Genomic DNA, 13,783 nt, shown 5'->3' with positions numbered 1-13,783 from the left:
TCAGTGTTGTTCGACCTGGAGGAGGTAGACATGAGCAAGAACCGTGGCGTCGTTTATTTGCGGCCCGGGACAGTCGAAGTACGCGATATTGAAGATCCAGCGTTAGCGGCACCGGACGGGAGGAAGCTGGACCACGCCGTTATATTGAAGGTAATCTCGACAAATATTTGTGGTTCCGACCAGCATATGGTTCGCGGACGCACGACTGCGATGCCCGGTCTCGTGCTGGGGCATGAAATTACCGGTGAAATTATTGAAAAAGGCAGCGATGTTGAGATGCTCGATGTGGGCGACATCGTTTCAGTCCCGTTCAATGTCGCTTGCGGTCGCTGCCGCTGCTGCAAATCCCAGGACACAGGTGTTTGCCTGACGGTCAACCCGTCGCGTGCCGGGGGCGCCTATGGATATGTTGATATGGGAGGCTGGATTGGTGGGCAGGCCCGCTATGTCACGGTGCCCTATGCCGATTTCAATCTGCTCAAGTTCCCCGATCGCGAGCAGGCGATGGAAAAAATCCGCGACCTGACGATGCTTTCTGACATCTTGCCGACCGGCTTTCACGGTGCGGTGAAAGCCGGCGTCGGGGTTGGTTCGGTTGTATATGTCGCGGGTGCGGGACCGGTGGGGCTTGCTGCTGCGGCATCCGCTCGCATTCTGGGCGCTGCGGTCGTTATGGTTGGTGACTTCAACAAGGAACGGCTCGATCACGCGCGGAAAGTGGGTTTCGAACCAATCGATCTTTCGGCAAGTGATCGTCTCGGCGACATGATTGCAGAAGTCACAGGCAGCAACGAAGTGGATAGTGCTATTGATGCTGTTGGGTTCGAGGCGCGCGGTCATAGCGGTGGCGAGCAACCGGCGATCGTGCTGAACCAGATGATGGAGATAACTCGTCCCGCCGGGGCAATCGGTATTCCGGGGCTTTATGTCACCGAAGACCCAGGTGCTGTCGACAATGCTGCGAAACAAGGCAGCCTGTCGTTACGCTTTGGCCTCGGTTGGGCCAAGGCGCAGTCATTCCATACCGGACAGACACCGGTTCTGAAGTACAATCGCCAGCTGATGCAGGCGATCCTGCATGGGCGCCTGAATATCGCCGAGATCGTAAACGCTCAGGTCATTTCACTTGAAGACGCGGCGAAGGGCTATGAAAGTTTCGATCAGGGCGCTGCGAAGAAATTCGTTCTCGATCCGCATGGCCTTTTGAGCAAGGTGGCCTGATTCAAGTCGATTTCGAAATGCAGGAAGGGCGCTCTCACGAGCGCCCTTTTCGTTTGTGATTGTTTCAAACTGTAACGTTACAGATTCATAGATCTTGAGTGTTTCATACTGAATATCAAACGATATAAAACACAAGATGATCCTTTCGCGCCGAAAAATCTCTTTCAGGAAAATAACAGAATATCAATATGTTAAACTCTTCCTGAGCGCTAGATTCCACTCGTTGGAAATTAAGGACTTGCAAGCGAAATCGTTTTGAATACCATATCTGTAACGTTTCAGATTTGGGAGGATATGGAATGTTACCAGAAAGAGCAAAAGTTCTCACCACATCCGTTTGTCTCGCTATGACAACGTTGACAATGGCAGCTTCAGCTTCTGCGGCTAATCTTGAAGTTACGCATTGGTGGACATCTGGCGGTGAAGCGGCAGCTGTCAAAGTTCTCGCTGAAAAATATGATGCGCTCGGCGGCGACAAGTGGGTCGATGGGGCGATTGCCGGTAGCGGCGCTACAGCCCGCCCGATCATTATCAGCCGTATTCTCGGCGGTAATCCAATGGGAGCGACCCAGCTCAATCATGGACGGCAGGCTGAAGAACTGGTTCAGGGCGGATTGATGACGGATTTGACCGAGCTCGCCGAAAAGGAAGACTGGGCCAACTTCATTCGCCCGAAGAGTCTCTTGGAATCCTGTACTTATGAAGGGCGCCTCTACTGTGTACCGCTGAATATTCACTCGTGGGAATGGATGTGGATCAATCCGCAAGCCTTTCGCGAGGCCGGAACCGAACCTCCAAAGAACTGGAATGACCTTATAGCTGCAGCTCCCAAGCTGAAGGAAAAGAACATTGTGCCGTTGGCGACCGGTGACGGTTGGCAGGTGAATGGCATGCTGACTGTCCTGACAACTGCGATTGGCGGTAAGGACCTCTATCTAAAGGTCAATAAGGACAAGAACGCCGATGCGGCACGCGGTCCTGAAATGAAGAAGGTTTTTGAAGCGCTGGCTCAGGCGCGCTCATTGGCTGACCCGGGTTATGTGGGCCGTTCATGGAACGAGGCGACCAACATGGTGCTGACCGGCCGCGCCGGTACGCAGATCATGGGAGACTGGGCGCAAGGCGAGTTTGGGACAGCAGGCAAGGTTGCAGGCAAGGATTATGACTGCTTGCCAGGACTCGGCGTTCATCAATATCTGGATACTGGCGGTGATGCGATCTACTTCCCGAAGAACAAGGATCAGGAAGTCACCAAGGCACAGCTCAAGCTGGCAAGCATGCTCGTTTCCAAGGAGACGCAGGTTGCCTTCAATCTGGCCAAGGGTTCGCTGCCGATCCGTGGCGATGTGGATCTCGATTCAGCCTCGAGCTGCATGCGTGCGGGTATCGATATTCTGAAGAACCCGGACAACATCGTTCCCTCTGTGGAGCAGTTGCGTGCGCCGGATACCCAAGGGCAAATCGAAAGTCTGGCTGCCGAGTTTTTCTCCAATCCAGACATGACGGTCGATGATATTCAGGAACGTTTTGCGGAGATTATCGAACAGGCACAATAGTCACGTTCAAGTCCTGCGCTGTCGATGAGGACGACGGTACAGGACACTCCGAGAACCGGAACAGGGAGGAGTATCATGGCCGTCATGGAAGAGGGCAGTCGTGGAAAGCCGTCGGGAATATTTCGCAATCTGAATGCAAAGGTTGCAGCACTTCCGATGATCGCGACGGTTCTCGTGGTCTTCATTGGCTGCACGCTCTGGACGGTTGTTTATTCCTTCACGTCCTCCAAATCGCTGCCTATGTTGAATTTTGTCGGCTTCGATCAATATACGCGCCTGTTTTCTGCGACCCGCTGGCATGTGTCAGTCCGCAATCTGGCGATCTATGGCGTCCTCTGCATGGGCTTTTCCCTTGTGGCGGGGTTTGTCCTTGCTGCCCTGATGGACCAGAAAATCCGCTTCGAGAACACATTTCGCACGATTTTCCTCTATCCCTATGCCCTGTCGTTCATTGTGACGGGCCTTGTCTGGCAGTGGATATTCAATCCCCAACTCGGACTGGAGAAAGTCATTCGCGATATAGGCTTCGACAACTTCCAGATGGCTATCCTGTCGAGCCGCACCTACGTCATCTATGCAATTGTCATTGCCGGGCTCTGGCAGATGACGGGGTTGGTCATGGTTCTGATGCTGGCCGGGCTGCGCAATGTCGATGATGAAATCTGGAAGGCTGCACGAGTTGACGGCATTCCGAAGTGGAAAGCCTATCTCTTCATCATCCTGCCGATGATGCGCCCCGTTCTGGTGACGACCGTCGTTCTTATCGCGACAGGCATCGTCAAACTATACGATCTGGTGGTTGCCATGACCAATGGCGGACCCGGCATAGCGTCGGAAGTACCAGCAAAATATGTTTACGACTTCATGTTCGGCTGGGCCAATTTGGGGCAGGGGCTTGCTGCTTCTACCGTCATGCTGACCACGGTTCTGATCATTCTCGTTCCTTGGACAATGCTGGAATATAGTCGGAGGAAAGCGCGATGACTGAAGCTGTCCTCAACAGGAAGAGGCCAGCCGAAACTGAGGCTGTAGCAGCCCAGGCTCGTCCGGCACAAAAGCGGGCTTCGCAGCCGTGGGGTCGTAAGCCAAAACGGCGCTTTGCACCGGCCACCATCATGCTCTACAGCATTTTGTTCGTTGCTGCCGTCTATTATCTGTTGCCGCTTTACGTGATGGTAGTCACTTCTCTGAAGGGTATGCCGGAGATCCGGCTCGGCAACATCTTTTCACCGCCAGTCGAAATCACCTTTGAGCCATGGGTCAAGGCATGGAGTCAGGCTTGTACCGGCCTTTATTGTGAAGGCATTAGCGCGGGTTTCTGGAATTCGATCAAGATCACCGTGCCGAGCGTGATCGTTTCCATCACCATTGCTTCGGTCAATGGTTACGCGCTGGCCAACTGGAAGTTCAAAGGATCGGAAATATTCTTTTCAGTCTTGTTGTTTGGGGCGTTCATTCCGTATCAGGTCATGCTGTATCCGCTCGTGATCATAACCCGCGAGCTTGGCATATTCGGTACACTGACAGGCGTTGTCTTCATCCATACCATCTTTGGAATGCCGATCTTGACGTTGTTGTTCCGCAACTATTTCGCCGGCCTGCCGCCGGAACTCTTCAAGGCAGCGCGTGTCGACGGAGCCGGGTTCTGGCGCATTTTCTTTCAGATCATGCTGCCGATGTCGCTGCCGATCTTCGTGGTTGCAATCATTCTGCAGGTGACCGGTATCTGGAACGACTTTCTGTTCGGCGTGGTATTTGCGGGAACCCAGAATTTTCCGATGACCGTCCAGCTGAACAATATCGTCAACGCCATGCAGGGCGTGAAGGAATACAACGTCAATATGGCCGCCACCATTCTTACCGGGGCTGTGCCATTGCTCGTCTATTTTGTTTCTGGTCGGTATTTTGTACGCGGCATTGCCGCTGGCGCAGTGAAAGGATGAACTGATGAACTCCAGCGTTTCCATCCAGGACCTATCGCTCGGCTTCGGCTCGGTCAATGTGCTGCAAAATCTCAATCTGGAGATCGGGGAGGGTGAATTCCTCGTGCTTCTTGGGCCTTCCGGTTGCGGCAAGTCTACGCTGCTCAATTGCGTGGCGGGCCTTCTCGATATTTCGGAAGGCAGCATCTTCATCAAGGGGCGTAACGTTACGTGGGAAGAACCGAAGGATCGCGGTATCGGCATGGTGTTTCAATCCTATGCGCTTTATCCGCAGATGACTGTCGAAAAGAACCTTTCCTTTGGTTTACGTGTTGCCGGGCTGCCCAAAGGAGAGATCGATAAGCGTATCAAGCGTGCTGCTGAAATTCTCCAGATCGAACCTTTGCTGCAACGTAAACCCTCAGCCCTGTCCGGCGGACAACGTCAGCGTGTTGCGATCGGTCGTGCGCTGGTGCGCGATGTCGACGTGTTTTTGTTCGATGAACCGCTTTCCAATCTGGATGCAAAATTACGTTCTGAGTTACGCGTTGAGATCAAGCGCCTTCACCAGAAACTCGGCAATACCATGATCTACGTCACGCACGACCAGATCGAAGCCCTGACATTGGCGGACCGCATCGCAGTCATGAAAGGTGGGGTGGTCCAACAACTGGCTGATCCGTCGACGATTTACAATCGCCCAAAGAACAGGTTCGTAGCGGGTTTTCTCGGCTCGCCGTCGATGAATTTCTTTACGGGAGAAATTACGGCTACAAATGGCAAGCCAGTCTTCCATGTTGGCGAGACCGCCGTTCAGCTTGATGGATATGACGGTGGGCTGACACCCGGACGTAAGGCCACTCTCGGGGTTCGTCCTGAGCATACTAGACTTGATGTCGAAGATGGTTTTGAGGCGACCGTCGATCTGGACGAGCCGATGGGTGCCGACAGTTTGGTCTGGCTTCGCCTGAACGGACATTCGCTATCCGCACGGGTGGAAGCGGGGAAGCGCTATCGGGCAGGTGAGAAGGTCAGGATCGGTTTCAAGCCGGATGCCCTGTCGCTTTTCGATGCGCAAACGGAGGAGAGGCTTTAGATGAATAGCGAAGAACGCTCCCCTTAAGAGCCTCTCCTGCGAGAGGCGAGGCTATTGGCTTTCAATGGACGGCACGAGGGCTTGCCTCGGACCGTGCGGGGATTTTTTGCTCGCAACAAGGCCCGACACAATTCTGGATAGAGTTCTGAGGACGAGGACATGAACGGATATTCCTATCAACTTTACAGCTCCCGCAACTTCCAACCGTTGGAACGAACGCTCACCATGCTGCGGGATCTCGGCTATCGTCGGGTGGAAGGCTATGGGGGGATTTATGGTGATCCTGTTCGATTAAAGAAGGACCTCGACGCATTGGGACTTTCCATGCCTACCGGGCACTTTGGTCTGGATATGCTGGAGAACGAAGTCGACCGTGTTCTGGAGATTGCCAAGGTCGCCGATATGAAGGCTATTTTCTGCCCATATCTCGATGCAGACCGCCGCCCGGATAGTGTTGCCGGTTGGCAGGAGTTCGGAAAACGCCTTGCTATCGCTGGAGAGCATTATCGCAAGGCGGGCTATGCATTTGGCTGGCACAACCATGATTTCGAATTCCGCCCGTTGGCCGACGGTTCCGTACCACAGGAACATATCCTCGATGCTTCCCCCGATCTTGCATGGGAGGCGGATATTGCGTGGATTATCAAAGGTGGTGCCGACCCGCTTGAATGGATCAGGCGCTATGGCGACCGAATCCTTGCGGTCCATGTCAAAGATATCGCCATAGCCGGTGAAAAAACCGACGAAGACGGCTGGGAAGACGTCGGACATGGCACTGTGGACTGGGCTGAATTGTTTACGGCTTTGCGCAAGACGCCCGTCCGCTATTTCATCATGGAACACGATAATCCGTCGGACGACACCCGATTTGCGAGCCGTTCCATCGAAACCGTAAAGAATTTCTGAGTTGGAGAACGAAATGACCAAGACACTTGGTGTCGGCATTATCGGTTGTGGTAATATATCCGCTGCCTATCTGCGACTGTCTCCCATGTTTCGAGGTATCGAAATAATGGCGTGCGCGGATATAAATCCTGCTGCAGCAAAAGCGCGCGCAGACGAGTTTGGTGTAAAGGCGCAGACTATCGACGAGCTGCTTCAGAATGACGGCATTGATATCGTCGTCAACCTGACAGTTCCCGATGCTCATTATGCTGTCACGAAGCAAATTCTGGCCGCAGGCAAACATGCATACTCAGAAAAACCTTTGGTTCTCTCGATGGAGCAGGGGCTGGAACTGAAGGCGCTTGCTGACGGTCGCAACCTGAAAGTGGGGTGCGCGCCGGATACGTTTCTGGGTGGAGCCCATCAGCTTGCGCGGCGCGAAATCGATAATGGTAATGTCGGTCGCATCACCTCCGGTACATGCCATGTCATGAGCCATGGCATGGAACATTGGCATCCGAATCCCGACTTTTTCTTCCGAAAGGGCGGTGGGCCGATCCTTGATCTTGGACCGTATTACATCGCCAATCTCGTTAATCTGATTGGCCCCGTGAAGCGCGTCGCCGCTTTGACTTCTGCAGCTACACCGACGCGGACGATTAGCTCTGAACCACGCAAGGGCGAAGCCATTCCTGTGGAGACGCCGACGACCATTCACGCATTATTGGAATTCGAACAGGGCGCAACAGTAACACTATCAGCCAGTTGGGATGTCTGGGCGCATCGCCATGCGAACATGGAGTTGTATGGCACCGAAGGATCGCTTTACCTGCCCGATCCCAATTTTTTTGGCGGAGAAGTTCAAATGGCTAAGCCGGGCGAACCAGTAGAGCCAGTTAAAAATTGGGAGCATCCATTTGGTGTTGCCAATGAACAGCATTCTCAAGGTATGATGGCTAACTATAGAACGGCTGGTCTGGCAGATATGGCGGCTGCTATTCTGAATGGCCGCGATATACGTTGTTCACTGGAGCGTGCACTGCATGGGGTCGATGTCATGCTGGCTATTTTGAGATCAGGCGAGGAAAAGCGTTTCATTGACATCGAAACGCGCTGTACGCGCCCGGAGGCACTGGATATTGCCGCGGCAGAAGCTTTGCTTCGACCAGCAGAAAACCGAGAAAAACGGGCGGCGAACTGATTTTGCATCGCTCCTCCCGAGCGATAGGAGGCTATTCAGGGCTCACGGGTCCGGAGTGGCCTCCGCCCATTCTTATCCGATGGTCTGCAAGGACCTCACATCGATGCCGTTAATCCGGCCCAGAATGGCTTTGCCAAGCTGCTGCCCGGCCAGCTTGAAACTTTCCTCGACGACAATCAGCCCCGGGCGAAACCAATGCAAAATCTGCGTCGATTGTTTGGCTGCGACATCGACTTCATTACCGATACTCAATCCCGCATCTTCTACACCGGCAACAATTGCCAGAGCGGCTGCACTGCCAGAGCAGATGATACCGTCCGGTCGATCAGGTCTTTTCATCAATTGAGCTATATGCTGTCGCAAATCCTCAAGCGGTGTATCGAGATCAACGTCTTCGAGCGGCGATCCACCACAGTGAAAGGCACGCAGACCTTCATAAAATCCACCTACCATATGCCGGTAATAGGTGAGATGCGCGGGTGGAGTCAGTAAAGCGAGCCGCTTTCGTCCGCGCGCCGCCAGTTTGCCAACCATATCCAGCGCGAAAGTGAAATTATCAAAGTCGTGAAAAGGGTGCTCAATGCCCGTATCAGTGCGACCATGGGTGGCAAACGGAAAATCATGTTCCGTCAGATAATGAACGCGCTGATCGTCCGGTTCTGTACGCGAAAAAATAATACCGTCGGCTGAACCCGTTTCCACGATGTAGCGGATTGGTTCGATTGGTGCCCGCGAATGAAAATAGGGTGTCAGAATGAGATGGTATTGCGTTTCGGCAAGAACATCCGCGACGCCATGAATGACCTGGCTGGTAAAGCCCATGATCTCGTCCTGTGTGTTCAGGACAAGGGCAATGACATTCGTCTTGCCGGTTCGAAGGCGCACACCGGCACGATTGGGACGATAGCCGATCTGTCGGGCGATCAGTTGTACGCGTTTTCGTGTTTCCGGACCGATTTCCGGTGCATCCTTTAAAGCACGCGAAACCGTGGTCACGCCAAGGCCGGTCATGAATGCAATTGTCTTCAGCGTTGGACGTTCATTTTCAAAGAACGATTTGGCTGGATTTTGCGGCTTGGAAGCCTGCGGGCTCCGTTTTTCATTCATGCGTATTTCGTCCGGCAGCGAGGAACGATGTGTACGGGAAAAAGCTAGAATTCGCTTTATCTATCAATAGCTTGTTTTAACGGACTTGTCATCTTTTATGATGTTGAATCGATATTTTCAGATACCATTTCGAACGGTTTTTATTGCGCTCCGCACGTACTCGCTGAGGCATGCTTTCCATCGTCTCGGTGCTTGTCATTGCCAGCGATAAGAACTTCTCCTTGAACGCTGTTTTGACTAGATTGTCATGAATAAATTTCAGTATAATAGGACAATTCTGGATATGTCATGATGGAGTTGGTAGACGCATGTGGGAACCCATGTTGGAAATGCGCAAGGGCGTCACCAAGCATAGGCTTTTGACAGATAAAATTGTCGACGACATCGAGAAGGGTGTTCTTTTGCCCGCCACGCGTATGCCGACCCATCGCGATCTGGCACACAAACTCGGGCTTTCGGTACAGACGGTCAGTATCAGCTACAAGGAAGCCGAGCGGCGCGGCTATTTGCGCGGCGAAGTCGGCCGGGGAACCTATGTTTGTAACCGGGTGACGGAGCGGGCTGATCGCTTCATGCTTGATCGGGATCCGAGCGGGACGGCGGATCTGTCGATCATTCGCGCCGTCTATACAGAAGCCCACGAGAATGCATCGCGTCGTCTGCTGGAGGAAATGAGCCAGTCGGACAATGCGAGCTTCATGCGCCCTTGCCGTCCGATTGCGGGGCTGGATCGGCATCGTGCTGTCGCGCGGGACTGGTTGCGTGGTCTTTCCGTGGATGTCGATCCGGGCCGGATCATCATTACGAATGGCGCTGCTCATGGCTTGTTTCTTGCCGTCGCTGCTGTCGTCCAGCCGGGAGAGGTGGTACTGACGGAAAGCCTGACCGACCATGGAATCATTGGTCTTGCCAATGTGCTTGGCTTCACGCTGCGTGCGCTGCCGACGGATAGAGAAGGTATTCTGCCCGATGCTTTTGAAATTGCATGTAAGGCGGGAGATGTAAGGGCGTTGGTGCTCATCCCGACACTTGGCAATCCGACCAGTCATTTGATGGGCGCTGAAAGGCGCATTGCTGTTGCGGATATTGCCCGGCGATACGGCGTTTGTGTCATCGAGGATGAAGTCTATAAGCCGATCCTTGAAGAGCCTCTGCCATCAATGCCGGAACTGCTGCCAGAACTGGGCTTCTTCGTAACCAGCTTCACCAAGACGGTTATGACCGGCTTGCGGACAGGCTATCTTGTGGTGCCTGCGCATTATTCCATCCGCGTAACGTCGATTTTGCGCGTCACGAGCTGGAGCGGCGTTAATCTCGTTGCAGAGATGGCCAGCCGCTGGATCGAGGACGGAACGGCGACCGGGCTTCTGGATATTCAGCGTAGCGAATTGCGTTCAAGGCAGACATTGGTAGCCGATATTCTTGAACCGCACATTGCAGGCAGCAATCCGCTGTCGCTTTGTGCGTGGTTGAAGATCCCGCGCAACTGGTCGGAGGATGGTCTGGTCCGTGCTCTGGCAAGCAAAGGCGTTGCTGTCACACCTTCTGATCCGTTCGTGGCGGGCGGTGAGCGGGGGGATGGGGGCATCCGCATTTGCCTCGGCGGAAGGCTTTCGCGATCTGCCTTGCAGACAGCTCTTGAAACTATTCGCGAAACCTTCGCGCAACTGCCGCCGGTCTATGATGTCAGTTCTATAGCCTGAGCGCTATAGAACTGACTGCAGAAACTCTTTCGTCCGCTCTTCGGTCGGAGACTGGAATATCTGTTCGGGCGTGCCCTGTTCGCAGATGCGTCCCTTGTCGAAAAAACAGACACGATCAGACACTTCGCGTGCAAAGCGCATCTCATGGGTGACGAGGAGCATTGTCAGATCATGTTCTTGTGCCAGACTGCGAATGACCGCCAGAACTTCGCCGACAAGTTGCGGATCAAGTGCCGATGTAGGCTCGTCAAAGAGTAGAACACGCGGACGCATAGCCAATGAACGCGCAATCGCAACGCGCTGCTGCTGGCCACCTGACAGCTGTGAAGGGTAGTGATCTTTCTTGTCTGTCAGGCCGACAAGAGCGAGAAGATCGAGTGCACGTGCCTCGGCTTCGTCCCGCTTCATACCGAGAACGTGTACTGGCGCTTCGATGATATTGCGCAGCACAGACATGTGCGGAAACAGGTTGAAGCTCTGGAACACCATACCGACATGCGATCTGATTCTACGCAAGTGGGCTTCGCTCGCCCGAAACTGTCCTTTGCCGTTTGGTTGGTGATAGGACATATCTGCGAGTTCGAGCGTACCCTCCTGAAACGGCTCCAGTGTCATGAGAATACGGAGCACCGTCGATTTTCCCGATCCTGATGGGCCGATCAGTGTTACTTTCTCGCCTGTCTTGACCGAGAAATTGAATTGATCCAGCACAGTCAGTGCGCCGAAACGCTTGGCTACGTCCTGAAAGCGGATAATTTCCTGGGTCATTTGAGAGCGATCCCGTTCTTTGGAAGTGTGCGTTCGAGCAGGCGTATGAGCGCCGAGCAGATAAGTGTCAGGATGAGGAAGATCAGGCCAACCATCGACAGCGGCACCAGATATTCGAAGGTGCGGTCGCCGATCAGATTGGCGAGGTTCAGCATGTCGACGATACTGACGACAGACAGAACCGGGGTCTCCTTCAGCATCGAGACGAGGTAATTGCCCATAGCCGGGATGATCCGGGGTATGGCTTGCGGAATGACAATGTCGCGATAAGTGCGCCATGGCGTAAGGTTCAGGGCGCGCGCTGCTTCCCATTGTCCGCGCGGAATGGCCTCTATACCTCCGCGGTAAACCTCCGACGTATAGGCCGAATATTGAAGGCCAAGCGCCAGAGCGCCGGTCAGGAATGCGGGCAGAACAATGCCATAGACAGGCAGCACGTAATACAGGAAAAACAACTGTACCAGCAGCGGCGTATCGCGCAGAAACTCCACAACGACCACAGTCGGCCAGGATATGATTTTGTATGGGCTGCGGCGCAGAAGCGCAAAGACAAGGCCGAGCACCAATGCAATAGCAAAGCCGGTGGCTGCCGCTTTCAGGGTTACCGTCAGACCAATTGCCAAAATTGGCAGAATAGAAATCGCAAAGGAAAGCGTGGACGAGGTGTCCCATGCATAGCCGTAGATCATGCGAAACCTCCTGCCATTGTCTGGCGTTTCAGTCGTCGCTCAAGCCAGCGAATAGCGGAGGCGAGCACCAGAGCCATTGCAAAATAGCCGAGTAATGTCAGTGAGTAGATCGTTACATTGTCCAGCGTCAGATTGCGCAAACGCTGGGCCTGGAAAGTGAGATCGCTGATGGCGATAAGCGAGGCGAGTGCTGTATCTTTCAGATTATGAATAGCCAGATTGCCGAAAGCCGGCATCATCTCGACAACCGCCTGTGGCAGGACAATGTGAAACAATGTGTGGCCTCTGCTGAAGTTGAGGGCTCTTGCGGCTTCATGTTGCGCTTCAGGAACGGCCTGCAAGGCACCACGCACGACCTCAGCACCATAAGCACCAATGTTAAGGCCAAGCCCCATAATGCCGGTCGTGATCGGATCGAATGAAATGCCGATCAATGGCAGGGCGTAATAGAGCCAGAACAATTGCACGAGCAGTGAAGTACCCCGGAATATCTCGATATAGATCACCGCAATCGTGGAAAGGATCGGCCCACCCGCAAAACGGGCAATACCGGCTGCGAACGCCAGCAGAGTGCCGATAGCCATCGAACTGAGGGCAAGAACGACGGTGATTTGTGCGCCTTTGAAAAGGGCGGGAAGATACTCCGTCCAGTGCATATGGTCTTCTCCCGATAGAGATGAGACAAGGCCCGCCGAACCAATCATCATGGCACGGCGGGCGACAAAAGCGTTATTTTGCGTTGCAGAGGCTGGCTGTATCAACAGTCCGCGCCGCTTCGACGCTCTCTTCGCTAAGCCCATAGGTCATCAGGATTTTCTTGTAGTCATCGGTCTTCTTGAACTCGATGAGTTCCTTGTTGAAGGCGTCGTAGAATTCCTTGTCCTCCGGACGGAAGCTGAAAGCGCCAAAACTGCGCGCGGACTTGCCATCCACAACCGGGTCGGTAAACGGATGTGCCTGTTCCAGTTGTGGCGAATTTTCAACGAGCTTGGCCACTGTCAGCTCTGTAGCGGCGTAGGCATCCGCACGACCAGTCTGAACCGTGGATGGAGCGTCAGCATTGCCCTGAATCATGACGATCTGCGATTCATCGATACCCATTCCATGCAGGAAATCGATCTGATCGGCACCCGAAACAATTGCGACTTTCAGAGACGGATCTTTCTTGATGTCATCATAGGAATGAATGTTTTTTGGATTGCCTTTTGGCACCAGGAGACCTTCACCGTAGCTGGAATTGGCGACCGTGAACTGAACCTGTTTGCAGCGGTCGGGCAAAACATTCTGCTCGGCGGCGACAAACTCAAAGCGTTTGGCCTTCAATCCGGGAATAAGCGAGCCGAAAGGCGTAACAGTCCAATCGACTTCTTCAATTCCGAGTTTTTTGAAGATTGCTGCGGCAACGTCTGGGCCGATGCCTTTGGCTGCGCCACTCGCGTCCATATAACCATAGGGCACTTCGTTGGCGGTCGCTCCTCGCACAAACCCTGCGCTTTTCAGATCGTCAATGGTGACGGCCTGTGACGGGATTGTAAGAGCTGCAAATGCTGCCGCGGAAAGCAGAGCGGAAATCGTATGAAGTTTCATGCGCATGGTGTTCACTCCTCTTTATGGATGCCGGTTGTTTTTGGTCCG

General features: G+C 53.7%; 13 protein-coding genes. 8 read left to right on the top strand and 5 right to left on the bottom strand.

Annotated features, from left to right (window positions below; genetic code table 11):
- The first annotated feature begins 30 nt into the window (after nucleotides 1–30).
- The 7 genes from fdhA to FG152_RS14305 all read left to right on the top strand — a co-directional run bounded on the left by fdhA (nucleotide 31) and on the right by FG152_RS14305 (nucleotide 7,881).
- A complete protein-coding gene (gene fdhA / locus FG152_RS14335) occupies nucleotides 31–1,221 on the top strand; it encodes a formaldehyde dehydrogenase, glutathione-independent (RefSeq protein WP_010658652.1) in 1,191 nt (396 codons plus the stop codon).
- A 299-nt stretch (nucleotides 1,222–1,520) separates the two neighbouring features.
- Nucleotides 1,521–2,777, top strand: a complete 1,257-nt coding sequence (locus tag FG152_RS14330; protein WP_029375936.1) for an ABC transporter substrate-binding protein — start codon at nucleotides 1,521–1,523, stop codon at nucleotides 2,775–2,777.
- A 75-nt stretch (nucleotides 2,778–2,852) separates the two neighbouring features.
- A complete protein-coding gene (locus FG152_RS14325) occupies nucleotides 2,853–3,761 on the top strand; it encodes a carbohydrate ABC transporter permease (protein WP_010658654.1) in 909 nt (302 codons plus the stop codon).
- Nucleotides 3,758–4,720: a carbohydrate ABC transporter permease gene (locus FG152_RS14320; protein WP_010658655.1), complete on the top strand. Its 963-nt coding sequence runs from the start codon at nucleotides 3,758–3,760 to the stop codon at nucleotides 4,718–4,720. The genes FG152_RS14325 and FG152_RS14320 overlap by 4 nt, the downstream gene beginning before the upstream one ends.
- Nucleotides 4,721–4,724: 4 nt before the next feature.
- The gene (locus tag FG152_RS14315; protein WP_010658656.1) at nucleotides 4,725–5,795 is read left to right on the top strand and encodes an ABC transporter ATP-binding protein; all 1,071 of its coding nucleotides are present in this window, start codon (nucleotides 4,725–4,727) and stop codon (nucleotides 5,793–5,795) included.
- Nucleotides 5,796–5,954: 159 nt separating this feature from the next.
- On the top strand, nucleotides 5,955–6,701 hold the full coding sequence (locus tag FG152_RS14310; RefSeq protein ID WP_010658657.1) for a sugar phosphate isomerase/epimerase family protein: 747 nt from the start codon (nucleotides 5,955–5,957) through the stop codon (nucleotides 6,699–6,701).
- Between the two features lie 13 nt (nucleotides 6,702–6,714).
- A complete protein-coding gene (locus FG152_RS14305; RefSeq protein ID WP_010658658.1) occupies nucleotides 6,715–7,881 on the top strand; it encodes a Gfo/Idh/MocA family protein in 1,167 nt (388 codons plus the stop codon).
- A 72-nt stretch (nucleotides 7,882–7,953) separates the two neighbouring features.
- On the opposite strand, the gene FG152_RS14300 is transcribed toward FG152_RS14305, so the two are convergent.
- A complete protein-coding gene (locus FG152_RS14300) occupies nucleotides 7,954–8,988 on the bottom strand; it encodes a LacI family transcriptional regulator (protein ID WP_010658659.1) in 1,035 nt (344 codons plus the stop codon).
- A 308-nt stretch (nucleotides 8,989–9,296) separates the two neighbouring features.
- On the opposite strand from FG152_RS14300, the gene ehuR reads away from it, so the two are divergent.
- Nucleotides 9,297–10,691, top strand: coding sequence for a MocR-like ectoine utilization transcription factor EhuR (ehuR, locus tag FG152_RS14295; protein WP_010658660.1), 1,395 nt, complete (start codon nucleotides 9,297–9,299; stop codon nucleotides 10,689–10,691).
- Between the two features lie 3 nt (nucleotides 10,692–10,694).
- Here ehuR and ehuA read toward each other — a convergent pair whose 3' ends face one another.
- The 4 genes from ehuA to ehuB all read right to left on the bottom strand — a co-directional run bounded on the left by ehuA (nucleotide 10,695) and on the right by ehuB (nucleotide 13,741).
- Nucleotides 10,695–11,459, bottom strand: coding sequence for an ectoine/hydroxyectoine ABC transporter ATP-binding protein EhuA (ehuA, locus tag FG152_RS14290; protein ID WP_010658661.1), 765 nt, complete (start codon nucleotides 11,457–11,459; stop codon nucleotides 10,695–10,697).
- Nucleotides 11,456–12,148: an ectoine/hydroxyectoine ABC transporter permease subunit EhuD gene (gene ehuD, locus FG152_RS14285; protein WP_010658662.1), complete on the bottom strand. Its 693-nt coding sequence runs from the start codon at nucleotides 12,146–12,148 to the stop codon at nucleotides 11,456–11,458. Before ehuD ends, ehuA begins: the two co-directional genes overlap by 4 nt.
- Nucleotides 12,145–12,804, bottom strand: a complete 660-nt coding sequence (gene ehuC / locus FG152_RS14280) for an ectoine/hydroxyectoine ABC transporter permease subunit EhuC (RefSeq protein WP_010658663.1) — start codon at nucleotides 12,802–12,804, stop codon at nucleotides 12,145–12,147. Before ehuC ends, ehuD begins: the two co-directional genes overlap by 4 nt.
- A 73-nt stretch (nucleotides 12,805–12,877) precedes the next feature.
- Entirely contained in the window at nucleotides 12,878–13,741 is an 864-nt protein-coding gene (gene ehuB, locus FG152_RS14275) for an ectoine/hydroxyectoine ABC transporter substrate-binding protein EhuB (RefSeq protein ID WP_010658664.1), read from the bottom strand.
- Between the last annotated feature and the right edge of the window lie 42 nt (nucleotides 13,742–13,783).

Source organism: Ochrobactrum sp. XJ1 (genome assembly GCF_024701725.1).
In the GTDB taxonomy this organism is placed as follows: domain Bacteria; phylum Pseudomonadota; class Alphaproteobacteria; order Rhizobiales; family Rhizobiaceae; genus Brucella; species Brucella anthropi.
This window is presented reverse-complemented; position numbering and strand designations above follow the sequence as displayed.